Genomic DNA, 21,597 nt, shown 5'->3' on the forward strand with positions numbered 1-21,597 from the left:
AAAATCCGTCGGAGCACTGACAGTAATTGGTCGGTCACCGCCGCTCCGTTCCGCCGTTCCTGTCGAATTCCTTGCACTGCTTACAACTAGAGCGTCTGCGATTGCCCATGCGCAATACGCGCGCAACAGCCCGTCACGAGGCGGGCGACCCGGGAAATCATGAAAGTCCGTAACGCCCGCCTGTGGGCGCCAAGAGGCCCGCGCCGCTGGTGTATTGCCGCTGGCGCGCTCGCGCTCGCGAGTGCCATCCGTTTCGCTCTGCATCCCGTGCTCGGCCCGATGATGCCGGGCACGACGTTCTGTATCGCCGCTTCGCTGGTCGAATACTTCCTCGGCCTCGCGCCTGCGCTGACCGTGATGGTGCTCGGTCTCGCCATTGCGGACTATATGTTCGTGCCGCCCTACAATTACATTACGTATCTCGACACCCACGATCTGATTCTGCTGGTGTCGTATCCGCTCGTCACGGTGCTCGTGATCACGCTGATCGAGCGTCTGCGGCGCGAGCAGTTCCGCGCGCAGTTGATCGCCTCGGTCGCGCAGTCCCGCTATGAAATGCTGCTGCGTCAGGATAACGAGCGCGCGCTCGCCCGCCGCGCCATCGACGAGACGCATCGCCTGCTGCGCCACCTCGCGCAGCATCACGAGGGGTTCATCCTGATCAAGGGCCTCGAGCGTAATGCCGCCCAGCGCGCGAGCGTGGGGCAGAGCATGTCGCAAGCGCTGCCGGCCGCGGCCGAAGTCGCGCCTGGCCCGCTCTTCGACGCCCTGCATCCCGACGACGTGCAGCGCCTGACCCACGCACTCTCGCCGGGCCATCATCGCGCGCGTTTGCGCAGCGAGCAGCACAAGCGCGAATACCGTCACGCTAACTGCAGCTGCGAACGTTTCACCACTCACGCAGGCGATTTTCTCGTGCTGCGCACGGAGAGCTGACATGGCCACGCTCGAAATGGAGCTGGCCGCGACCGATGCGCCAGCCGTGCAATCCACGCGCTTTTTCTGCGAAGGCGACGGCCACGCCGTCCTCATGCTTCACGGCCTGTCCAGCTCGCCAATCGAACTGCGCTATCTCGCGCGCTATCTTCAAGGCGAAGGATTCACAGTGTGTGCGCCCGTGATCGACGGGTATAGCGCCGGCACGGGCCAGTTGCCGATGGAGCAATGGGTCGAAAACGCCGCGCGCGAGTTCGACGCACTCGCGGCACGCTACGAGCGCGTCTCGATCTGCGGGCTTTCGATTGGCGGCGCGCTCGCGCTGCGTCTGATTCGCGAGCGGCCCGCGGCGCAGTCGCTCGTCCTGCTTTCGCTCACGCTCGCCTACGACGGCTGGGCGATCCCGTGGTATCGCTTCCTGCTCGACTGGGCGTATTTCACGCCGTTGCGCCACCGCTACCGCTATCGCGAGGCCGAACCGTTCGGTGTGCGTAACGAAGCGCTGCGCAAGAAAATTGCGCGCGCCATGCAGCGCAGCGACTTTAGCGAAGTCGGCCCCTCGACGATTGCCCTGCCCGCCCTGCATCAGGCGCTGCGCCTCGCACGCGCGGCCCGCAAGGACGTTCCCGCCATCGAGAACGACGCGCTCGTCATCCACGCGATCGACGACGAAACATCGAGTCCGCGCAATCCGCGCCACGTGATCGACCGTATCGGCTCGAACTTCCTGCGCACGCTATGGCTCGACGATTCCTATCACATGATCACTTCGGACAACGAACGCGAGATCGTTGCGCGCGAAACGGCCCTGTTCCTGCGCGAGAGCGAAGTCGCACGCGGCGCGAAAGACGCGCCGGTCGTCTCCAAGGCGCTTGCCCGGCGTCTGCGCCAACTGGCGGCAGTGGGAAGGAAAAATACGTGATGCAAGCCGTAGCACTGAAAGGGCTGGCGTGCGTGGCCGCGCTGACCCTGGCCTCGCACGCGTGGGCCGACGCCGATACGTCCAGCACCGCCACGACCGACTCGCCGTGGAAAATCTCGATCGGCCCCGGCGCGTATTTCGCGCCTGAGTATCCGGGCGCGCGCCACATGAAGGTCTATCCGTTCCCGTCGCTCGACATCTCCTACCGCGACCGCGTCTTCTCGCAAGGGCCGGACGTGCTGGGCGTGAACGTGATTTCGGCGCCGAACTACCATGTGGGCGCTTCGCTGAGCTTCGACTTCCAGTCGCGCACCGTGTCGGACGACCCGCATCTGCATGGCCTGAGCAACGTCGACGACGGCCCGAAGCTGCGCCTCTTCGCCGACTACACGCTGTGGGCGTTCACGGGCGCCGTGGCCATGTATCAGGACATCAGCGGCCACGGGCAAGGTACGACGGCAACGGCGGATCTTTACGTGTCGCTGCCGCTGACGGGGTGGCTCTTTTCGGTTGGACCGGGGCTCACGTGGGCCAACGGCGTGTACATGCGCACGCTATTCGGCGTAACGCCTGACCAGAGCGCGGCATCCGGCTTGCCGGCCTATTCGCCCGGCGCGGGCATCCGCGACGTGCACATGACGTTCTACATGACGCACGACTTTTCGAAGCACTGGGTCGGCTCGGTGAACGCGACGTTCGGGCGACTTCAGCACTACGCCGCCGACAGCCCGATCACCGAAAGCCGCCGCGAAATCACGGCTTTCGCGGGGCTCAATTACCGGTTCTGACCGCGTACGCCGGGGTTCGCCTCGCCGCTGCGAGTCAAAACCGCTCGGCACGGAATGGCCGGGGGTCCACCACGGTCGGCGCGCCCGTCATCATTTCCGCAATCAGGCGCCCTGTGACCGGGCCAAGCGTGAGACCGTGGTGCGCATGCCCGAAGGCGAACCAGAGGTCATCGTGCCTGGGTGCGGGCCCGATAATCGGCATCATGTCGGGCGTGCAGGGGCGGCGGCCCAGCCACGGCTCGGCATCGAGCCGCGCGCCCAGCGGGAAGATGCCGCGCGCGAGCGGTTCGACCGCTTCGAGCTGAACGGGCGTTTTGGGCGCATCGCGCAAGCCGAGTTCGACGCCGGTCGTGAGGCGCGTGCCGCGCAGCATCGGCGTGATCAGGAAGCCCGCTTCGGCGTCGAGCACCGGCTGGTTTAGCTTCGCGCCATTCGTAACCGCATAGTGCATGTGATAGCCGCGCTTCACGGCGAGCGGCAGCGTGTAGCCCAGCCGCGCCGTGAGATCGCCCGACCACGGCCCCATGGCAATGACCGCCGACCTCGCCAGCACCGGCCCATCTTGCGTCATGACGCGCCACGACGGTTCGAGCGTCGAAGCGTCGCCAACCAGCACACGGCCGCCTAGCTGTTCGAAGAGCTTCGCGTAGGCCGTGACGAGTCCCTTCGGATCGCTAACCGAATCGGAATCGGTGTAGCGCACGCCGCCCACCAGCGCGTGACTGAGCGCGGGCTCAGCGGCACGCAGCGCCGCGGCGTCGAGCGCCTCGTGGCCTACGCCGTACTCGCGCTGCCAGCGCTGCGCTTCGGCCAACGTGGCGTCCATGGCGGCCGCACTGCGAAACACCTTCATCCAGCCGTTGGTGCGTAGCAGCGCCTCAGCCCCCGCCGCCTCGATCAGTGCGCGATGCTCGGTTACGCAGTGCTCGATGAGCGTGGCATACGCGCGCGCAATTTCGGCGTGCCGGTCGGCGCGCGAATGGTGCCAGTAACGATAAAGGAAAGGCAGCAGCTTCGGCATGGCTCCCGGGTGATAGCGCACGTCCGTCGAGCGGTTGCGCGCATAGCGCAGCAGCGTGGATAGCTCGCGCGGAAACGCATAAGGGTAGACGCCCTCGCGCTGAATCAATCCCCCGTTGCCGTGCGATGTTTCATTGCCCGGCGCCCTGCGGTCCACGAGCGCGACCGCAAGACCGCGCCGCTGCAACTGCAAGGCCACCGACACACCGACGATACCGCCGCCAAGCACGACCGAATCGAATTTCATCACGCAATGTTCCTGGCTCGAAGGCGCTCAGGCGAGCGCGGTGACAGCCACTTCGACATCGAGGCCGGGGCGCATCAACAATGCCTGAACGCAGGCGCGCGTGGGCGCGTGACCTTGCGGCACCCATGCATCCCATACGGCATTAAAGGCGTCGAAATGCTTCGGGTCGCTCAGCCACACATTCGCGCTCAGCACGCGTGTCTTGTCCACGCCCGCCGATGCGAGCAGCTTGTCGATGCGCGTGAGAATTTCGGTCGCCTGAACGTCGATCGGCGCGCCTGCCGTATCCGGCACCTGACCCGAGAGATAGACCACGCCACCCGCGATCACGACCTGGCTCATGCGCGCATTGGTTTGCAGTCTTTGAATGTCGTTGCTCATGTTCATACCGCCGAAAGACCAGCAGCGTCGCCGCCGGTTGGGTTGTAAATGGGAGGCGCCGTCACGATGGAAGTCAGCGCCGGATTGGCTTGTGCCAAACGCGTGAGATCGGGGCGTGGGCGGCGCAGATCAGGATACGCGGAAAACGCCGTTTCCAGCGCCTGCGAGACCGCTAGCGTCTTCATGTCGCCGCGGAACGGGCCCACGATCTGGAGTCCGAACGGCATGCCCGCATGATCCACGCCGCACGGCAGCGCGAGCGCCGGATGCGTGGTGAGCGTGACGACATAAGTAAGCGCGAGCCAGCGATAGTAGTTCTCCTGCGCGCGGCCGTCGATCTGCGCGGCGTACAGTTCGCTCCACGGGAATGGCGTAACCGGCGTGGTGGGCGAAACGATCACGTCGTAGCGCGCGAATGCGCTCTGGAAGCGCTGGAAGATGCGCGTTTGCTCGGCTTGCGCCCACGCGCTGTCCGAGAGCGACATCTTCGCGCCCATTTCGTAGTTCGCGCGCGTGTTCGGGCCGAGCGCGCCGGGGTCGCGCGTGTACGCGGCATGCAGGCCCGCGACGAAGCTTTCCGCGCGGATCACGTCGAAGCAGCGATGCACGTCGCCAAGATCGAACTCCACGGGCTCGCACGCGTGGACGATGCGTTTGAGTGCCGCTATGCGCGCACGGAACACGGCGCGAATTTGCGGGTCGACGTCGCAGCAGCCGAAGTCTTCGGTATAGCCGATGCGCAGCGTCGATGGATCGATATGCGGGGAAAACGCGAACGCGTTGGCGTCCACGGCGTAGCTCAGCGGATCGCCCGCCGATTCGCCCGCCGTTGCCGCGAGTTGCAGCGCTGTTTCGGCGACGTCGCGCCCCATCGGCCCGACCACCGAGATCGGCGTCCAGCCGAGCAGGCGCCGCGAATTGGGCACGAGCCCCGGCGATGGACGAAAGCCGACCACGCCGCACTTCGCGGCGGGAATACGCAGCGACCCGCCGGTGTCGGAGCCGGTGCAAACCGGCAGCATGTCGCACGCGAGTGCCGCCGCCGAGCCGCCCGACGAGCCGCCGGCGTTGAGCGTGGGGTTGAACGGATTGCCCGTCGCGCCCCATACGGGGTTGCGCGTGTTAGCGCCCGCGCCTAACTCCGGCACGTTCGTCTTCGCCACGAGAATCGCGCCCGCCGCGCGCAAGCGCTCCACGAGCACCACGTCGCGAGACGGCACGTGGCCGCGCGACATCGGCGAGCCGTAGGTCGTGAGCAGGCCCGCGGTATCTTCGAGATCCTTCACACCGAGCGGCAAACCGTGCAGCAGGCCAAGAGGCTTGCCGTCCATGACGGCTTGCTCGGCGGTTTTGGCCGCTTCGCGCGCGGCGTCGAAACACGTTGCCGTAATCGCGTTGACGGCCGGATTCACGGCCTCGATGCGCTCGATGCACGCATCGAGCAGTTCAACGGGCGAAATGGCCTTTGCGCCGATCAGGCGGCGCAGTTCGACGGCGGACAGACTGACCAATTCGGTCTTGTCAAGCATCGTTCGGTTTCCTGATGAAATGAGGTTTAGCCGATGGCCTCGCCGGTACGGTCGCGCAGCCAGACGAGCGGGATCAGCGAAATGGCGCAGGCGGCCGCGACATACCAGGCGGGCGCGAGCGGATTACCTGTGCGCGCAACGATCCAGCTTGCCACAAGCGGCGAAAATCCGCCGAAGATCGAGGCGCTCACGACATAAGTGAGCGCAATGCCGGTGGCGCGCACTTCGCGCGGGAACAGTTCGGGGATCATCACGAGCACCGGTACGACCTGACCCGCCACGAACACGGAGAGGAAAGCGGAGACCGCGCAGAGCAGCGCCATGGAAGGCGCGGCGGAAAGCCATGCGAACGCGGGATACACGCTCAGCAGCAGCACGACGCGCGAGATCACGAGCACGCGCTTGCGGGTGTAGCGGTCGGCGAGCTTGCCCACGAGCGGCGCGGCGACGAACAGCACGAGCGAGCTGACCACGCCCGACGCGACCGCCGCCGTGGACGAAAGATGAAGCACGCGCACAGCGTGGTTCGGCAGAAAAAACGCGGTGATGTAGATGGACACCGAACCGCCGAGTTCGGCGAAGGTCCCGAGTATCGTGAGCTTGAGGTGCGTAGTGAGCGCGGCCTTCAATGCGCCGCTACGCTTGGCGCCGTGCGCGGGCGCCGCGCTCAGCGTTTCTTCGAGGCGGCGGCGAATCAGCATGCCTACCGGCGCTGCCACAATCCCCACGAGGAACGGAATGCGCCAGCCCCAGCTGTCGACCGCCTCCTTGGGCAGCAGCACGTTCACGAGCGTGGCGACCGCCGCGCCGAGCGCGAGGCCAAGCGCCGTCGCCGCGAAGTTCCAGCTCGCGAAGAACGCGCGCGTGTTGTCGCTCGCATATTCCACGAGCAGCGTGGTGCCGGGGCCGAACTCGCCACCGGCAGCGAAGCCCTGAATCAGGCGCGCCGCGAGCACGATCAGCGGCGCCGCGATGCCCGCCACCGCATACGGCGGCGCGCAGGCGATCAGCGCGCAGCTCAGCGCCATCAACATGATGGTGAGCACCATGGCGCGCTTGCGCCCGGCGCGGTCCGCGTAGGCCCCGATGACGATGCCGCCCAGCGGACGCACCACGAAGCCCACGCCGAAGAGGCCGATGGAAAGCAAGAATTGATTGACCGGCGACGCGGAAGGAAAGAACAGCTTGCCGATCTGGATCGCGAAGAAGCTGTAGATCGTGAAATCGTAGTACTCGAGCGCCGTGCCCAGTGTGGTGGCGGCAATGACCTGGCCCTTCGATAGGCCGGCTTTTCCCAGTGCGATTGAGGCCACGACGCTGCTCCTTCAAAGGGGAGTCGAGATGCGAGTTATCATATACGAGAAAAAAATAATTCTCGTATACGACAAAACCCCTAACCGGGAGCCGTCCCTTCCATGGCAAAGCGCGCAGCACAAGAGATCACAACTGAGCAGGCCCCGACGGAGATCGATCACGCGGCCGTTGGCGCGCGTCTGCGCGAAGCGCGCAAGGCGCGCGAACTGACGTTGATGCAGCTATCGGAGTTGTCCGGCATCGCCGTCTCGACGATTTCGAAGGCCGAGCGCGGCGACATTGCGCTCACGTATGACAAATTCGCGGCGCTCGCACACGCGCTGAACGTGGACTTCGACACGATATTCGGACGCAGGAAGCGCAAGGCGGCCGGCCCAATGAAACCGTCGCTCACGCGCGCGGGCAAGCAGATGATTTACGACACGCCGAACTACGAGTACGGCATGATCGCCAACGACCTCACCGGCAAACGCATGGTGCCGATGCGCGGACGCATCCACGCTCGCACGATGGACGCGTTTCCCGATTACATCCGCCACAGCGGCGAGGAGTTTCTGTTCCTGCTAGGCGGGGAGCTGGAACTGCATTTTGAAAACGGCACGGTCTTCAGGCTGTCGCCTGGCGACAGCCTCTACTTCGACAGCGCCGTGGGGCACGTATATCTCAGCACAGGTGCCGAGGATGCCGAGGTGCTGGTCTGTTGCGTAGACAACGACTCACACCGGTTGCCTGAAACGCTCTGAGCGAGTGTGACGCCGCCGCTTTCGAGCGGCGGCGTCACGTCGATCATCGGCCGAGCAGCGGCAGCTTGAGGCCTGCCTCGCGCGCGGTCTGCTGCGCGAGTTCGTAACCGGCGTCGGCGTGGCGCATCACGCCCGTGGCCGGGTCGTTGTGCAGCACGCGGCCAAGCCGTTCGTGCGCCGCCTGCGTGCCGTCCGCCACGATCACCACGCCCGAGTGCTGCGAGAAGCCCATGCCCACGCCGCCGCCGTGGTGCAGCGACACCCACGACGCACCACCCGCCGTGTTCAGCAGCGCGTTGAGCAGCGGCCAGTCGCTCACGGCGTCCGAACCGTCCTTCATCGATTCCGTTTCGCGGTTCGGGCTTGCCACCGAGCCGGTGTCGAGGTGGTCGCGGCCGATCACGATCGGCGCCTTCAGCTCGCCGTTCTTGACCATCTCGTTGAACGCCTGGCCCAGACGGTAACGATCCTTCACGCCCACCCAGCAGATACGCGCCGGCAGACCCTGGAACGCAATGCGCTCGCGCGCCATGTCGAGCCAGTTGTGCAGGTGCGGATCGTCGGGGATCAGCTCCTTGACCTTGGCGTCGGTCTTGTAGATGTCCTCAGGATCGCCCGAGAGCGCCACCCAGCGGAACGGGCCCTTGCCTTCGCAGAACAGCGGACGGATATACGCCGGCACGAAGCCCGGGAAGTCGAACGCGTTTTCCACGCCCATTTCCAGCGCCATCTGGCGGATATTGTTGCCGTAGTCGAGCGTGGCCGCGCCGCGCTCCTGCAGCGTGAGCATCGCGCGCACCTGGTTGGCCATCGACTCCTTCGCAACCTTCACGATGGTTTCTGGCGCAACCTTCTGCGCCTCGCGCCACTGCGCAACCGTCCAGCCCTGCGGCAGATAGCCGTTGATCGGGTCGTGCGCGCTCGTCTGGTCCGTCACGCAGTCCGGCGTGATGCCACGCTTGACGAACTCGGCGAACACGTCGGCGGCGTTGCCGAGCAGGCCCACCGAAACCGGCTTGCCCGTGCGCTTCGCTTCCTCGACGATGGCGAGCGCCTCGTCGATGGTCTTTGCCTTGCGGTCCACGTAGCGCGTCTTCAGACGGAAGTCGATGCGCGTTTCATCGCACTCCACCGCGATCATCGAGAAGCCCGCCATCGTCGCGGCGAGCGGCTGTGCGCCGCCCATGCCGCCGAGGCCGCCCGTGAGAATCCAGCGGCCTTTCGGGTTGCCGTTGAAGTGCTGGTTCGCCACCGAATAGAACGTTTCGTACGTGCCCTGCACGATGCCCTGCGAGCCGATATAGATCCAGCTGCCCGCCGTCATCTGGCCGTACATCATGAGGCCCTTGCGGTCCAGTTCGTGGAAGTGTTCCCACGTGGCCCAGTGCGGCACGAGGTTCGAGTTCGCGAGCAGCACGCGCGGTGCGTCGGCGTGCGTGCGGAACACGCCCACGGGCTTGCCCGACTGGATCAGCAGCGTTTCGTCTTCGTTCAGGTCCTTGAGCGAGGCGAGGATCTGGTCGAAGCACTCCCAGTTGCGCGCGGCGCGGCCAATGCCGCCGTACACCACGAGCGCATGCGGATGCTCGGCGACTTCGGGGTCCAGATTATTCTGGATCATCCGGTAGGCGGCTTCGGCCAGCCAGGTCTTGCACACCTTCTCGCTGCCGCGCGGCGCGCGGATCGTGCGGGTCGGGTCGAGGCGGGGATCGGTGAAGTTCGGGTGGTTCATAACGTCGTCGTCTCGGATGTTATTCAGGAATGCTGTTTTATTCAGGCTCGAATGCTGACTGCGGCTTATTGCTCGGATTCGAATGCGAGCGGGCTGTGCTTGGCGATTGCGCCGTTCTGCACGAGCTTCGTCATTGCGGCGATGTCCGGCGCGAAGTAACGGTCCAGATCGTAATGCGGCACTTCGGCGCGCACCGACTGCATCACGTGCGCGAGCGCCGGGCTCGTATGGTGCGGCGCGCGCAGGTCCACGCCCTGGGCTGCTGCGAGCAACTCGATCGCGAGAATGTTGGCCGTGTTGTCGGCGATATCGGCGAGCTTGCGCGCGGCGAACGTCGCCATCGAAACGTGGTCCTCCTGGTTCGCCGAAGTCGGCAGCGAATCCACCGAGGCCGGATGCGCGAGCGTCTTGTTTTCCGAAGCGAGCGCTGCTGCCGTGACGTGCGCGATCATGAAGCCCGAGTTCACGCCACCGTCCTTCACGAGGAAAGGCGGCAGGCCCGACAGCGTGGCGTCGATCAGCAGTGCGATGCGACGCTCGGCGAGCGCGCCGATTTCGGCTGCGGCCAGCGCGAGATTGTCGGCGGCGAAGGCCACCGGCTCGGCGTGGAAGTTGCCGCCCGACAGCACTTCGTTCGTTTCCGGGAAGATCAGCGGGTTGTCCGACACCGCGTTCGCCTCGACGAGCAGCACCTGCGCCGCGTGGCGCATCTGGTCGAGACACGCGCCCATCACCTGCGGCTGGCAGCGCAGCGAGTACGGGTCCTGGACCTTGCCGCAGTCGCGGTGCGAGAGATTGATCGCCGAGCCCTCGAGCAGCGTGCGGTAGGCCGCGGCTGCCTCGATCTGGCCGCGATGGCCGCGCAGTTCGTGAATGCGTGCGTCGAACGGCTTGACCGAGCCAGCCGCTGCGTCCACGCAGAGCGCGCCCGACACGAGCGCCGTGCGGTACAGGTCTTCGATCGCAAACATGTTGTAGATCGCGAGCGCGGCGGATGCCTGCGTGCCGTTGAGCAGCGCGAGACCTTCCTTCGCCTGCAGGGCGAGTGGCTTGAGGCCGACGAGACGCAAGCCCTCCAGCGCGCTCATACGCTCGCCCTTTGCGAACACATCACCCACGCCGAGCAGCACACACGACATATGCGCGAGCGGTGCGAGGTCGCCCGAGGCGCCCACGGAACCCTTCACCGGAATTACGGGCAGCACGTCGGCGTTGAACAGCGTGATGAGCGCGTCCATCACTTCACGGCGGATACCCGAATGGCCGCGGCCCAGGCTCGACAGCTTCAGCGCCATCAAAAGGCGCACGACCGGACGCGACATCGGCTCGCCCACGCCCACGGCGTGCGAAAGCACCAGGTTGCGCTGAAGCAGTTCGAGCTGGTCACGCGGAATATGCGTGCTCGCCAGACGCCCGAAGCCCGTATTGATGCCGTAGGCGGGTTCGCCCTTCGCCGTGATCTCGGCAACGGCGCGTGCGCCGGCGTCGATGGCCGCGAAGCTGGCCGGATCGAGTTCGAGCTTCACGCCGCCGTTTTCATCAGCGCGCGCGATCTGGCGCAGTTGGGAAAGGGTCAGATGGCCGGGAGTAAGTTTGATGTTCATTGCGGTGTCAAAGTTGTCTGGACAAGGTGGAATCAGATTACCGAAGCGAGCTTGTCTATACAAGTTCAATCTGCTCCACGTATACCCGAAGTTTCGCTTCCTGACGCCTGAATTACGCCATCTTTCGATTTCGACACAGTGAAATCCCCAGGTGATAACACCGATTGCCGGTCTTTTCGACACATCGATAATTGTATAGACAACTTGCCGGGCCGAACCTCCAGTACATGACCGGGCACACGCCAACTATTCCTATCGGAGACTTCATGAAGAAACTTGCCTTGTGTGTCGCCCTCGCCCTTGCCGCCGGTGGCGCGTATGCGAAGGACTGGTCCACCATCCGCTTCGGCACCGACGCAAGCTACGCGCCGTTCGAATCGAAGGCCACGGATGGCAAGCTGGTCGGCTTCGACATCGACCTCGGCAATGAGATCTGCCGGCGCCTGAACGCCAGGTGCGTGTGGGTCGAGCAGGACTTCGACGGCATGATTCCGGGCCTGAAGGCCAAGAAGTTCGACGGTGCGCTCTCCGCGCTCACGATCACCCCGCAGCGCGAGCAACAGATCGCCTTCTCGGCCAAGCTCTTCAACACGCCCACGCGCCTCGTTGCGAAAGCGGGTTCGCCGCTGCAGCCGGGCGTCGCTTCGCTGCAAGGCCGGACGGTGGGCGTCGAGCAGGGTTCGATTCAGGAGACCTACGCAAAGCAGAACTGGGCGCCCAAGGGCGTCAACGTGATTCCTTACCAGAACCAGGATCAGGTGTATCTGGACCTGCAATCAGGGCGCCTCGACGCTGCACTGCAAGACGAAGTGCAGGCCAATCTCGGCTTTCTGAAGACGCCGCGCGGCGCAGGCTTCGCGTTCGCAGGCTCGGAAATCCCCACCGGCGCCGCTGCTATCGGCCTGCGCAAGGAAGACGCCGACCTCAAGGCGAAGATCGACAAGACGATCGCCGACATGATCAAGGACGGCACGTACAAGAAGATCGAGTCGAAGTATTTCGACTTCGACGTGTACGGCGGCTAAGCGCCGCTGGCTTCTCCTGCAACCACAAAGGGGAGCGTGGCTCCCCTGAACGAGGACATCCTTCCATGGTCTTTCAAGGCTTCGGCCCGCTGCTCCTCGCGGGCACGTGGGAAACCATCAAGCTCGCGGTGCTTTCGCTCGGCGCCGCGTTTGTGCTCGGGCTTGCGGGCGCTGCCGCGAAGCTCTCGCCCAACCGCATGCTCTCGCGTATCGGCACCGCATACACCACGCTCATTCGCGCGGTGCCCGACCTCGTGCTCATGCTGCTGCTGTTCTACAGCATCCAGATCTGGCTCAACGACGTGACCGACATGATGGGCATGGACCAGATCGACATCGACCCGTTCGTGGCCGGCGTCATCACGCTCGGCTTCATTTACGGGGCGTATTTCACGGAAACCTTCCGCGGCGCGTTTCTCGCCGTTCCGCGCGGACAGATCGAAGCGGGCTTCGCATACGGCATGAGTTCCACGCGCGTGTTCACGCGCATCCTGTTCCCGCAGATGATGCGCTTCGCGCTGCCCGGCATCGGCAACAACTGGCAGGTGCTCGTGAAGGCCACGGCGCTCGTTTCGATCATCGGTCTGGCCGACGTGGTGAAAGCCGCGCAGGACGCGGGCAAGGCCACCCAGGCGTTCTTCTTTTTCACGCTCGTGACCGGCGCGATCTATCTCGCCATCACCACGGTTTCCAATCTGGCATTGCACCGCCTCGAAAAGCGCTATTCGACCGGTGTGCGGAGGGCAGCGCTGTGATCGAACTGCTTCGTCAATACTGGCCCAACTATCTGTACAGCGACGGCTTCAACACCAGCGGCCTCGCCATTACGCTCTGGCTCCTGGTCGTCTCGATCGTAGTGGGCTTTCTGCTTGCCGTGCCGCTCGCCATTGCACGCGCTTCGCGCAACCCGTGGCTTTCGCGGCCCGTGTGGGTCTACACCTACGTGTTCCGCGGCACGCCGCTCTATGTGCAGTTGCTGCTGTGCTACACGGGCCTCTACAGCCTGCATTTCGTGCATGCCAATCCGGTGCTTGGCGACTTCTTTCGCAGTGCCATGAATTGCACGCTGCTGGCGTTTGCATTGAACGAGTGCGCCTACGCCACCGAAATCTTCGCGGGCGCGATTCGCGAAACCTCGTATGGCGAGATCGAAGCGGCCCAGGCCTATGGCATGTCGAAGACGAAGGTCTACACGCGCATCATTCTGCCTTCCGCGTTGCGGCGCGCCCTGCCCTCGTACAGCAACGAAGTGATCCTCATGCTGCACGCCACGACGCTCGCGTTCACCGCGACCGTGCCCGACATCCTGAAGGTGGCGCGCGACGCGAATTCCGCCACCTATATGACGTTTCAGGCGTACGGCATTGCAGCGGCGCTCTATGCGTCCATCGTCTTCGCCCTGATCTGGGGTTTCCGCCGCCTCGAAACCCGTGTGCTGGCCTATCTGAAGCCGCAAGGCCATTAAAGAATTTCCTGCAGTCCTGATGGAGTGAACCGAGTATGTACAAGCTGATTGTCGACGACCTGCACAAGAAGTTCGGCGAGAACGAGGTTTTGAAGGGCGTATCGCTCAAGGCAAAGGCTGGCGACGTGATCAGCCTGATCGGATCGAGCGGTTCGGGAAAGAGCACGTTTCTGCGTTGCATTAACTTTCTCGAATCACCCTGCTCGGGACGCATCACGCTCAATGGCGAGGAAATCCGCACGAGCGCCGACCGCAGCGGCGCGCTGCGCGTGAGCGATCCGAAGCAGCTCCAGAAAATGCGCACGCGCCTTTCGATGGTCTTTCAGCATTTCAATCTCTGGGCGCACATGACCGTGCTCGAGAACATCATCGAGGCGCCGGTCAGCGTGCTTGGACTGAGCCGCAGCGAAGCCGAGGCCCGCGCGCGCAAGTATCTCGACAAGGTGGGCCTCGCTGCCGGTGTCGAGCACAAGTACCCGTCGCACCTCTCAGGCGGCCAGCAGCAGCGCGTGGCGATTGCCCGCGCGTTGGCGATGGAGCCCGAAGTGATGCTGTTCGACGAACCCACCTCCGCGCTCGACCCCGAACTCGTGGGCGAAGTGCTCAAGGTCATGCAAAAGCTCGCCGAGGAAGGCCGCACGATGATCGTCGTCACGCACGAAATGGGCTTCGCGCGCAACGTTTCGAATCACGTCGTGTTTCTGCACAAGGGCAAGATCGAAGAGCAAGGCGACCCCAAGGAAGTGCTCAATGCGCCGCGCAGCGAGCGGCTGCAGCAGTTCCTGGCGGGACGGTTGAAGTAAGGTCCGGGGGGCCAGTCACTCGCGGCCCGCCAGCGCATCGAGGCGTCATGCCGAACGATGCGCTGGCATCGACGTGCGGCATCGGTTACACACCTTGTGTGCGCCGGGCCACATCTGTGCATTCGCGCAGGGCTATAGTGAAAACATGAACGGAGCGGCGCGCCATGCCCGCCTCCGCGCCACGCACAAGGCTATCCCCCGAGCGCACGCGCCACTCCATCGTGTCGAAGCAAGGCAGTAATCCGGCTTTCAGGAGACCTACCATGAAGAAGCTGCTTGCGCTCCTGCTCATCGTTCCCGCTACGGCTTTCGCAGATGCAGCGGCCTTCCCCGATGGTTCCGCGAGCCCCAGCGCGGCCGACCTCCAGCAACGCCTTTCAGGCAAGGCGTTCGACCTCAAGATTGCCGACGGCAGCACATGGCATGTGCAGTATGGCAATAACGGCGACTACGACTTCAAGTCGAGCAAAGGTTTTGCCGACCACGGCAACTGGCAAGCCGAGGACGGCAAGATCTGCAGCAAGGGCAGCAAGATGCCGTATTCATGCAACGAGGTGCGCATGAAAGGCGCTGACTTGTACCTCAAGCGCGACAACGGCGAGATTATCCAGTTCGTCGAGTCGCAGTGAGCAACGCCTGGCAGGCCCACCAGATCGCAAGCCAGTCAGCGGCTCTCGATCGCTGTTGGGCCCTAAACTACCGGCATGCCACCCATTTCAAACGAATGCATGCCGACTAGCGCACCCGCCGTCAACCACGCGCAGCCTGCCCCGCCCGACACCGCCCCCCTCCAGGACCCGGCCCTGCTGCGCCGTCTGTTGCGCGCGAAAGACCGCATGGACGCCGCCTCCCACGAGGCGTGGCCAGTCAAGCGCCTCGCCGAGGTCAGCGGCGTTTCCGAAGCGCATTTCGCGCGCTCCTTCAAGCGTGCCTTCGGCCTCCCGCCGCATCGCTATCTGCTCACACGGCGCATCGAGCAGGCCACCACCCTGTTGCGCGACTCCGATCTCGACATCACGGATATCGCCTTCGCCACCGGCTGGGAGAGTCTTGGCACCTTTGGCCGCACATTTCGCGACGTTACCGGCTTGAGCCCCAGCGCCATGCGCGTTCAGGTGCGGGCCAACCTGCCCGAGATCGACCGCGTGCCCGCCTGCGTGCTCAAAGCCGCGCAGCGCCCCGACCTCACCACAGCAGTTTTGGAGAAGCGCCGGCGCGCGGGCAAGGCTAAAGTGCGGCCATCCATCAAGGAGGTGACATGAACCAAGGTATCAATGTGGTGGGCCTGTACGTCGACGACCAGGACGAAGCGCTCAAGTTCTACGTCGACAAGCTGGGATTCCGTGTGCATACCGACGTGCGCAATGGCACGTACCGCTGGCTCACGGTGCAGCACCCGGAGCAGCCTTCGTTCCAGCTCGGGCTCTTTCTGCCCGGGCCGCCCGTTCACGACGAGGCCACCACGCAAACGCTGCGCGCCATGGTCGCCAAGGGTGCCATGCCGCCTCTCGTGCTCGCCGTGGCGGACTGCCGTGCCAGCTACGAGCGCCTGAAGGCGCTAGGCGTGGAATTCACTCAGGAGCCTGTCGACCGCTATGGCAGCGTGGACGCCGGTTTTCGCGACCCTGCCGGCAACGGCTGGAAGATGATTCAGGCGCCGAAGCCGCAGTGACTTCGGGCAACGACGGCTGACTGCGGGTGACTGCGGGTGACTGCGGGTGACTGCGGGTGACTACGCGTGCGCGGCGCCGAAGGCCATGCCTTCGTCCGCGTCTTCGAAATGGTCTCGGCTTTCGGCGATTTCCTGATAGTCGATCTGGCCGTCGAGCATGACGTACTCATGTATGCGCAAGCCCGCGCACAACACGACCTCGATATTGCGATCCGTCGCCGGAAACGCGGCTTGCGGCTTGCCGTGCTGGGAAATCAGCAGAAGCTGGCTGCCCAGCCTGTCCATCACAAATAGCGTCTGCGTGACCCGCGAGGTTTGCACGCGCGTGCGATCGCCCACCAGATCCAGATACGTTTCGCCGATGTTTTTGAACATTGTTGCCTCCATTCCGGCGCAGCCCGCCGCCGACTTTCATTTACATGACAAGTCAACTATAGTACCGAAACAAGGCAATGGCTCGCGACATCCTGTCGCAAACGATAGCTTAATGGAGCGCATCGGACTCCAGATCATTGACACGTTTGAGCTAGTCGAGTACCGCGAACGGCGCGTGACCGTCCATCCAGTCGTACTGGCTGGTCGGAGTCGCCCACGCCCAGTTCGACGGCGAGCGCGCTGCGGCGCTGTGGTTTGCGCGGTTCGTGCCGGTGTGTGCCACAGTGCTCGTCGCGCGATCGTGGGTGCTTGTTTCGTGGCTTTCCGCGATGATGTCTTTCATTTCGTCCCGCTCCAAGGAAAAATTAGATCCGCATGCTGAAGCCGACCGTTTGCACGGCACGTTCAGCAGGTTTTCAATGTGAGGGAACGATACGGCAATCCAGAGAAGCGCTTTTTGCTTCCAATGCCATTCTTTTATGTTCAGGCGCCACTGAGCGTTAACGCCAAGGCCGCCACAAAACCGCGCTACGTCTCGCGGCGGCAGTTTGATGACAATTCAATGACTGATTGCGTGCCGGGAAGTCATGCACGGATGCGCAGGCGCTCAGGGCGTGGCGTCCCAGCCATGTGACGCGAGGATCTTGTCGAGCAAAAAGCGCAGCGCAACGCGCTCGGCCTCGTTCAGCCCGTGGTAAAGGTCGCTGTCGCGCTTTTCCAGCGTCGGGCCGATCTTCTTGAAGATCTTGCGCCCTTCGGCGGTGAGCGAAATGATGACGCTGCGCCCGTCCTTGTCGTTGCCGGCGCGCGCGAGGATCTCCTTGGCGAGCATGGCCTCGACCGTGCGGCTCGCCTGGCTCTTGTCGAGGTTGGCGCGCCGCGAGATGTCCATCACGGTTTGCGGTCCGAACGTGCCGATCGCGGCGATGATGCTCGCCTCCGGATACGGCACACCCAGTTTGTCGCGCGACATCTCGCTGCTCATACGATCGGCGATCTTGGTCAAGGCCTTCAGCCGATAGGTCAACGAGGCTTCTGCGCCTGGCTCATTCGTGCTTGCCATATGCCCACTCATGAATTGGATCGGGAAACCCGAGAAATAAACCCGGGTATGTTGCCCTGATCCTGCCCGCGAGGTCAACTGGGTGCCAGGCACGGGTCAGCAGCGGCGAGTCGAGTGCGGTCTGCTTCAACACGGTGCACGCAACGTGCGAAGGCGCGATAAGCAGCATCGACGCTCATATGCATTTTCAACACTCGCTTTCATACTGGCCGCTTATACTGCACGCGTTCAACGCGCGCGAAGATGGCCATGAGCAAACGAATGACTGTCCGGCAGTCGCCGGTGCACGGAAAAGGCGTCTACGCATTGCGCCCCCTGCGGGCCGGCGAGCGCATCTTCGAATACAAAGGCAAGATCATGAGCTGGCGCAGCGCGGCCCGGCGTTATCGTCTGCGTGAAGACGGCGCGCATACGTTTCTCTTCGGCCTGTCCGATGGCCGCGTGATCGACGGCGGCCAGGGCGGCAACTGGGCGCGCTGGCTCAATCACGCGTGCCAGGCGAACTGCGAAACCGTCGAAATCAACGGCCACGTATTCATCGACGCATGCCGCGACATCCTGCCGGGCGAAGAGCTATTCATCGACTACGCGCTCGAATTGTCCGACGACGCCTGCGAAGACACCATCCGCGAATACACCTGCCGCTGCGGCACGCCTGGTTGCCGCGGGACGATGCTCGCCAGCGCCGGCGCCAGTGTTGGCGCGGACGCCGGCGCAAGCAGCATCGTCAGCGTTGCCAGCCTGCTTTAGGTTGCGGCAGGCTGCGCCACGCCTAGAACCGGTGCCGCATGCCGATCGCAACAACCGTCTGCTGATTCGTCGACGACGCCGACTGCCCGCTGATATCCGCTCCCAGACCCGAGCCATCCGCGCTGATGTGCTGGTAGGTCGCCTGCGCATAGACGTCGGTGCGCTTCGAGAGGAAATAGTCGGCCTGCACCGACACCTCGTGCCAGCGCGGGTGATGTTCGCCGCCTGAGCTCGAAAGCGCGCCCTGGGTGTAGGTGTACACGCCGTTCAGGCTGAATTGCGGCGTGAACATATAGCTCGCGTTCACCTCGTAGTTGCTGAAGCTTGCGCCCTGCCCGTTCTGCACGAGGCCAAGGCTGTTCGCGCCGTTGATCGTGTCGAGGCCGCCGAGCTGCGTGCGCGTCCACACAAAGCCGAAGCGCGCATTGCGCGTGATGTAGTTCACGCCCGCGCCATAGGTGCGCTGCTGGGCTGCGATGAATGTGCGGTCGGTCAGCGTGAGCGCGCCGTTCGTATTGTTGCTGCCGCCGTTGTTCGCCTGCAGGTAGCCCGTGCCGAACTCGAATCCGCCGAAATCGTACGACGCGCCAAAACTGTAGAGGCGATTGTCGTCGAACCCGCCCGCCTCGTTCGAGAAGCCGTAGAGCGCGCCGAACTTCGCGCCGCCATAGTTCGTGCTCGCGTACTTGACCGCGTTGTTCACGCGAAACGAATTGTTGAGATTGTCGTTGTCGTACGGGTGAGCCGAGAGATTGTTGCCGCCCGGATGACGCCCCGTGAAGCTGAGCGGCGCGAGATAGTCGACCACGGAGTCGTATTGCCGGCCCAGCGTGAGCGCGCCGTAGCGATTGTTTTCGAGGCCCGCGTACGCCTGGTAGCCGAACATGCGGCCGCCCTGGCGCAGCGTGCCGTTCGTCACGCTGAAGCCGCTCTCGAGGCGGAAAATGGCGCGCGTGCCGCCGCCCAGGTCCTCGCTGCCGGTTATGCCCCAGTGGCTGCCCGTGACGTTGCCGCTGCCGGCCGCAAAGAGGCTATGGCCGCCTGCGTTGCTGTTGTACGAGAGTCCGGCGTCGATCACGCCGTACAGCGTCACACTGCTTTGTGCGTGGGCCCCGCATGCATAAGCCGCGGCGAGGGCTGCGGCGACGAGCGTCTTTTTCATTGTTTTTTCCTTCGAGTGATCACGAGTGTTGCGTGTGGCGATGGCCGCGCAGCGCGCGAACCGGCCCCGCATTCGCGCAAGGCGAATGCGGTCCGGCGTCGTGAAGACGCGCGCTGAAACGGCGGACTGAACGGGCTGGCTGGGCCGCGCTAGTGGCGGCTGGCGATGCCCTGCTGACCGGCGAGACCGTCGATCAGAACTTGAAGCTGTCCGCGCGAGCATGGCTCGATGCGCGCGCGAACGCCGAACACTTCGGCGAGGCTGTCGGCGGTGACGACCTCGGCCGGTGCGCCCAGGCGCGCTATGCGCCCTCGATGCAGCAGCATCGCGCGGTCGCAGGCACGCACGGCCGCGTTGATGTCGTGCAGCACGACCACTGTGACGATCGCGCGCTCGCGGGTTACGTCGCGCAGCACCTGCATCACCTGGAACTGGTGATTGAGGTCGAGCGCGGAGCACGGCTCGTCGAGCAGCAGCACCTGCGGATCGCGCACCAGCGCCTGAGCGATACCCACCAGCTGGCGCTGCCCGCCCGAGAGCTCGTCGAGCGAGCGGCCCGCGAGCGCGGCAATGCCGAGCCGCTCGAGCACCGCATGCGCGTGCGCGATTTGCACGGACGACGCCCCGCGCGACGCGCCAAACTGCGACGCCGGATCGCGCCCCGCACGCGCGGCCACCACGACCGACTCCAGCACCGCGAGGCGCACGCCGGCCGGCAACGCTTGCGGCAGATAAACCACGCTGTGCGAGCGAGCGCCCGCGGCAGTTAGCTTGAGCGGCGCGCCATCGAGCGTGAGCGAGCCGCTGCGCGGCGCGTTCAGGCCCGCCAGCGTACGCAGCAAGGTGGATTTGCCGCTGCCGTTCGGCCCGAGCAGCGCCGTGATCTCGCCGCGCGCGAGCGGCCCGGCGCTCAATTCGCTCAACACTTCGCGCTTGCCGTAGTGCACCGAAAGCGCGTGGATCGACAGCCCGCTCATTGCGACATCCCCTGCGAGCGCACGACGATGCCGAGAAAGAGCGGAATGCCCACGAGCGCCGTGACGATGCCCACCGGAATGAGCACGCCCGGAATCAGCAGCTTCGAAGCGATGGAGGCGAGCGAGAGCATCAGCGCGCCGAGCAGCAGGCTGCCCGGCAGATAGAAACGATGATCCTCGCCGAACAGCGTGCGCGCGATATGCGGCGCGATCAGCCCAACGAAACCGATGGTGCCGACGAACGACACGGCGAGCGCCGAAAGCGCCGACACGCGCAACAGCGTGCCCAGGCGCAGGCGCCGCACGTCGATGCCGAAGCTCGCCGCGCGCTCTTCGCCCAGACGCAGCGCGGTGAGCGTCCACGCGTTGCGCATCGAGAACGGCACGGCGAGCGCGAGCGCCGCCGTGAGCACGCCGATCTTCGGCCAGTCGGCGCGCGCGAGCGAACCGAGCGTCCAGAACACGAGGCCCTGCAGCGCGTCGGCGGAGGCGATGAACTGCATCAGCTCGACGAGCGCATGAAACGAGAACACGAGCGCGATGCCCATCAGCACGACGCCCGCCGTGCTCATGCCGCGCCAGCGCGCGACGAAATCGAGCATGAGCGCCGAAGCGAACGCGAACACGAATGCGTTGGCCGAAACGATCCACGTTTGCGCGACACCCGGGATCGCCACGTCGAGCACGATGGCGAGCGACGCGCCGAAGGCGGCCGCCGCCGAAACGCCCAACGTATAGGGGCTCGCGAGCGGATTGTTGAGGATCGTCTGCATCTCCGCGCCCGAAATGCCGAGCGAGGCGCCGACCACGAGCGCCATGACCGCATACGGCAGACGGATCTGCCACACGATCACGCTAGTGGCGGGGTCCGCCGAGGCGGGCTGGAAAATCGTGCGCAGCAAGGTCGCAATGGGCAGACCCGAAGGGCCGGAGCTGAGGTCGAACAGCAGCGAGGCGACGATCAGCAGCGCGACCGCTGCGAGACACAGCACGCGGCGGCGCGTGAGGCGCGCGTAGGCGCGCATCTGGGCCTTGGCGTCGTGCGCATCGGACATCGCGTCGAGCGGCCGCGTGGCTTCTGCGGCCAGG

The 21,597-nt window shown here is 64.6% G+C and carries 24 protein-coding genes; 12 read left to right on the forward strand and 12 right to left on the reverse strand.

What is annotated here, in order from left to right; all coding sequences use genetic code 11:
• The first annotated feature begins 159 nt into the window (after nt 1-159).
• From U5A65_RS01435 to U5A65_RS01445, 3 genes are read left to right on the forward strand one after another with little or no spacing between them, the layout of a single operon-like run.
• Complete coding sequence (locus U5A65_RS01435; RefSeq protein WP_321915228.1) at nt 160-936, forward strand: DUF4118 domain-containing protein; 777 nt, start codon at nt 160-162, stop codon at nt 934-936.
• A gap of 16 nt (nt 937-952) precedes the next feature.
• Nucleotides 953-1,858, forward strand: coding sequence for an alpha/beta hydrolase (locus tag U5A65_RS01440; RefSeq protein WP_321915251.1), 906 nt, complete (start codon nt 953-955; stop codon nt 1,856-1,858).
• Nucleotides 1,858-2,646 carry a MipA/OmpV family protein gene (locus tag U5A65_RS01445; RefSeq protein ID WP_321939539.1) on the forward strand — a complete coding sequence of 263 codons (789 nt, stop codon included), beginning with the start codon at nt 1,858-1,860 and terminating at the stop codon, nt 2,644-2,646. The genes U5A65_RS01440 and U5A65_RS01445 overlap by 1 nt, the downstream gene beginning before the upstream one ends.
• 34 nt (nt 2,647-2,680) lie before the next feature.
• Here the strand turns inward: U5A65_RS01445 and U5A65_RS01450 are convergent, their stop codons facing one another.
• From U5A65_RS01450 to U5A65_RS01465, 4 genes are read right to left on the reverse strand one after another with little or no spacing between them, the layout of a single operon-like run.
• A complete protein-coding gene (locus U5A65_RS01450; protein WP_321945217.1) occupies nt 2,681-3,913 on the reverse strand; it encodes an FAD-dependent oxidoreductase in 1,233 nt (410 codons plus the stop codon).
• 27 nt (nt 3,914-3,940) lie between these two features.
• Entirely contained in the window at nt 3,941-4,294 is a 354-nt protein-coding gene (locus U5A65_RS01455) for a RidA family protein (RefSeq protein ID WP_321915231.1), read from the reverse strand.
• Between the two features lie 2 nt (nt 4,295-4,296).
• Nucleotides 4,297-5,823 (reverse strand): amidase, encoded by a 1,527-nt coding sequence (locus tag U5A65_RS01460; RefSeq protein WP_321945218.1) that lies wholly within the window; start codon nt 5,821-5,823, stop codon nt 4,297-4,299.
• Nucleotides 5,824-5,849: 26 nt separating this feature from the next.
• Complete coding sequence (locus tag U5A65_RS01465) at nt 5,850-7,136, reverse strand: MFS transporter (RefSeq protein ID WP_321915234.1); 1,287 nt, start codon at nt 7,134-7,136, stop codon at nt 5,850-5,852.
• Between the two features lie 102 nt (nt 7,137-7,238).
• On the opposite strand from U5A65_RS01465, the gene U5A65_RS01470 reads away from it, so the two are divergent.
• Nucleotides 7,239-7,880, forward strand: a complete 642-nt coding sequence (locus tag U5A65_RS01470) for an XRE family transcriptional regulator (RefSeq protein WP_321945219.1) — start codon at nt 7,239-7,241, stop codon at nt 7,878-7,880.
• A gap of 43 nt (nt 7,881-7,923) precedes the next feature.
• Here the strand turns inward: U5A65_RS01470 and hutU are convergent, their stop codons facing one another.
• Both hutU and hutH read right to left on the reverse strand, forming a co-directional pair.
• Entirely contained in the window at nt 7,924-9,612 is a 1,689-nt protein-coding gene (gene hutU / locus U5A65_RS01475) for a urocanate hydratase (protein WP_321945220.1), read from the reverse strand.
• A 65-nt stretch (nt 9,613-9,677) separates the two neighbouring features.
• Entirely contained in the window at nt 9,678-11,216 is a 1,539-nt protein-coding gene (hutH, locus tag U5A65_RS01480) for a histidine ammonia-lyase (RefSeq protein WP_321945221.1), read from the reverse strand.
• Between the two features lie 266 nt (nt 11,217-11,482).
• Between hutH and U5A65_RS01485 the strand changes: the two genes are divergently transcribed.
• The 7 genes from U5A65_RS01485 to U5A65_RS01515 all read left to right on the forward strand — a co-directional run bounded on the left by U5A65_RS01485 (nt 11,483) and on the right by U5A65_RS01515 (nt 16,181).
• Entirely contained in the window at nt 11,483-12,241 is a 759-nt protein-coding gene (locus tag U5A65_RS01485; RefSeq protein WP_321945222.1) for an ABC transporter substrate-binding protein, read from the forward strand.
• Nucleotides 12,242-12,306: 65 nt separating this feature from the next.
• Entirely contained in the window at nt 12,307-12,996 is a 690-nt protein-coding gene (locus U5A65_RS01490; RefSeq protein WP_321917089.1) for an ABC transporter permease, read from the forward strand.
• A complete protein-coding gene (locus U5A65_RS01495) occupies nt 12,993-13,706 on the forward strand; it encodes an ABC transporter permease (protein ID WP_321938104.1) in 714 nt (237 codons plus the stop codon). The genes U5A65_RS01490 and U5A65_RS01495 overlap by 4 nt, the downstream gene beginning before the upstream one ends.
• Nucleotides 13,707-13,741: 35 nt before the next feature.
• On the forward strand, nt 13,742-14,509 hold the full coding sequence (locus U5A65_RS01500) for an ABC transporter ATP-binding protein (protein ID WP_321945223.1): 768 nt from the start codon (nt 13,742-13,744) through the stop codon (nt 14,507-14,509).
• A 263-nt stretch (nt 14,510-14,772) separates the two neighbouring features.
• Nucleotides 14,773-15,138, forward strand: coding sequence for a hypothetical protein (locus U5A65_RS01505; RefSeq protein WP_321917094.1), 366 nt, complete (start codon nt 14,773-14,775; stop codon nt 15,136-15,138).
• A gap of 99 nt (nt 15,139-15,237) precedes the next feature.
• Nucleotides 15,238-15,771, forward strand: coding sequence for an AraC family transcriptional regulator (locus tag U5A65_RS01510; RefSeq protein WP_321945224.1), 534 nt, complete (start codon nt 15,238-15,240; stop codon nt 15,769-15,771).
• Entirely contained in the window at nt 15,768-16,181 is a 414-nt protein-coding gene (locus tag U5A65_RS01515) for a VOC family protein (RefSeq protein WP_321945225.1), read from the forward strand. The genes U5A65_RS01510 and U5A65_RS01515 overlap by 4 nt, the downstream gene beginning before the upstream one ends.
• Nucleotides 16,182-16,241: 60 nt before the next feature.
• Here the strand turns inward: U5A65_RS01515 and U5A65_RS01520 are convergent, their stop codons facing one another.
• From U5A65_RS01520 to U5A65_RS01530, 3 genes are all read right to left on the reverse strand, one after another.
• A complete protein-coding gene (locus U5A65_RS01520; RefSeq protein ID WP_321917098.1) occupies nt 16,242-16,556 on the reverse strand; it encodes a hypothetical protein in 315 nt (104 codons plus the stop codon).
• A gap of 151 nt (nt 16,557-16,707) precedes the next feature.
• Nucleotides 16,708-16,899: a hypothetical protein gene (locus U5A65_RS01525; RefSeq protein WP_321945226.1), complete on the reverse strand. Its 192-nt coding sequence runs from the start codon at nt 16,897-16,899 to the stop codon at nt 16,708-16,710.
• A 264-nt stretch (nt 16,900-17,163) separates the two neighbouring features.
• Complete coding sequence (locus U5A65_RS01530; protein ID WP_321917102.1) at nt 17,164-17,619, reverse strand: MarR family winged helix-turn-helix transcriptional regulator; 456 nt, start codon at nt 17,617-17,619, stop codon at nt 17,164-17,166.
• Nucleotides 17,620-17,868: 249 nt separating this feature from the next.
• On the opposite strand from U5A65_RS01530, the gene U5A65_RS01535 reads away from it, so the two are divergent.
• Complete coding sequence (locus U5A65_RS01535) at nt 17,869-18,369, forward strand: SET domain-containing protein (RefSeq protein ID WP_321945227.1); 501 nt, start codon at nt 17,869-17,871, stop codon at nt 18,367-18,369.
• A 22-nt stretch (nt 18,370-18,391) separates the two neighbouring features.
• On the opposite strand, the gene U5A65_RS01540 is transcribed toward U5A65_RS01535, so the two are convergent.
• From U5A65_RS01540 to U5A65_RS01550, 3 genes are all read right to left on the reverse strand, one after another.
• The gene (locus tag U5A65_RS01540; RefSeq protein ID WP_321945228.1) at nt 18,392-19,531 is read right to left on the reverse strand and encodes a porin; all 1,140 of its coding nucleotides are present in this window, start codon (nt 19,529-19,531) and stop codon (nt 18,392-18,394) included.
• Between the two features lie 149 nt (nt 19,532-19,680).
• Nucleotides 19,681-20,508, reverse strand: a complete 828-nt coding sequence (locus tag U5A65_RS01545; RefSeq protein ID WP_321917107.1) for an ABC transporter ATP-binding protein — start codon at nt 20,506-20,508, stop codon at nt 19,681-19,683.
• On the reverse strand, nt 20,505-21,563 hold the full coding sequence (locus tag U5A65_RS01550; protein ID WP_415764281.1) for a FecCD family ABC transporter permease: 1,059 nt from the start codon (nt 21,561-21,563) through the stop codon (nt 20,505-20,507). Before U5A65_RS01550 ends, U5A65_RS01545 begins: the two co-directional genes overlap by 4 nt.
• Nucleotides 21,564-21,597 lie beyond the last annotated feature (34 nt).

The organism is Paraburkholderia sp. J10-1, assembly GCF_905220165.1.
Lineage (GTDB): Bacteria > Pseudomonadota > Gammaproteobacteria > Burkholderiales > Burkholderiaceae > Paraburkholderia.

Coding starts and splice junctions, on each gene's coding strand:
- U5A65_RS01435 (WP_321915228.1), top strand. CDS start 160: ATGAAAGTCCGTAACGCCCGCCTGTGGGCGCCAAGAGGCCCGCGCCGC.
- U5A65_RS01440 (WP_321915251.1), top strand. CDS start 953: ATGGAGCTGGCCGCGACCGATGCGCCAGCCGTGCAATCCACGCGCTTT.
- U5A65_RS01445 (WP_321939539.1), top strand. CDS start 1,858: ATGCAAGCCGTAGCACTGAAAGGGCTGGCGTGCGTGGCCGCGCTGACC.
- U5A65_RS01450 (WP_321945217.1), bottom strand. CDS start 3,913: ATGAAATTCGATTCGGTCGTGCTTGGCGGCGGTATCGTCGGTGTGTCG.
- U5A65_RS01455 (WP_321915231.1), bottom strand. CDS start 4,294: ATGAGCAACGACATTCAAAGACTGCAAACCAATGCGCGCATGAGCCAG.
- U5A65_RS01460 (WP_321945218.1), bottom strand. CDS start 5,823: ATGCTTGACAAGACCGAATTGGTCAGTCTGTCCGCCGTCGAACTGCGC.
- U5A65_RS01470 (WP_321945219.1), top strand. CDS start 7,239: ATGGCAAAGCGCGCAGCACAAGAGATCACAACTGAGCAGGCCCCGACG.
- hutU (WP_321945220.1), bottom strand. CDS start 9,612: ATGAACCACCCGAACTTCACCGATCCCCGCCTCGACCCGACCCGCACG.
- hutH (WP_321945221.1), bottom strand. CDS start 11,216: ATGAACATCAAACTTACTCCCGGCCATCTGACCCTTTCCCAACTGCGC.
- U5A65_RS01485 (WP_321945222.1), top strand. CDS start 11,483: ATGAAGAAACTTGCCTTGTGTGTCGCCCTCGCCCTTGCCGCCGGTGGC.
- U5A65_RS01490 (WP_321917089.1), top strand. CDS start 12,307: ATGGTCTTTCAAGGCTTCGGCCCGCTGCTCCTCGCGGGCACGTGGGAA.
- U5A65_RS01500 (WP_321945223.1), top strand. CDS start 13,742: ATGTACAAGCTGATTGTCGACGACCTGCACAAGAAGTTCGGCGAGAAC.
- U5A65_RS01505 (WP_321917094.1), top strand. CDS start 14,773: ATGAAGAAGCTGCTTGCGCTCCTGCTCATCGTTCCCGCTACGGCTTTC.
- U5A65_RS01510 (WP_321945224.1), top strand. CDS start 15,238: ATGCCGACTAGCGCACCCGCCGTCAACCACGCGCAGCCTGCCCCGCCC.
- U5A65_RS01515 (WP_321945225.1), top strand. CDS start 15,768: ATGAACCAAGGTATCAATGTGGTGGGCCTGTACGTCGACGACCAGGAC.
- U5A65_RS01520 (WP_321917098.1), bottom strand. CDS start 16,556: ATGTTCAAAAACATCGGCGAAACGTATCTGGATCTGGTGGGCGATCGC.
- U5A65_RS01525 (WP_321945226.1), bottom strand. CDS start 16,899: ATGAAAGACATCATCGCGGAAAGCCACGAAACAAGCACCCACGATCGC.
- U5A65_RS01530 (WP_321917102.1), bottom strand. CDS start 17,619: ATGGCAAGCACGAATGAGCCAGGCGCAGAAGCCTCGTTGACCTATCGG.
- U5A65_RS01535 (WP_321945227.1), top strand. CDS start 17,869: ATGAGCAAACGAATGACTGTCCGGCAGTCGCCGGTGCACGGAAAAGGC.
- U5A65_RS01540 (WP_321945228.1), bottom strand. CDS start 19,531: ATGAAAAAGACGCTCGTCGCCGCAGCCCTCGCCGCGGCTTATGCATGC.
- U5A65_RS01545 (WP_321917107.1), bottom strand. CDS start 20,508: ATGAGCGGGCTGTCGATCCACGCGCTTTCGGTGCACTACGGCAAGCGC.
- U5A65_RS01550 (WP_415764281.1), bottom strand. CDS start 21,563: ATGTCCGATGCGCACGACGCCAAGGCCCAGATGCGCGCCTACGCGCGC.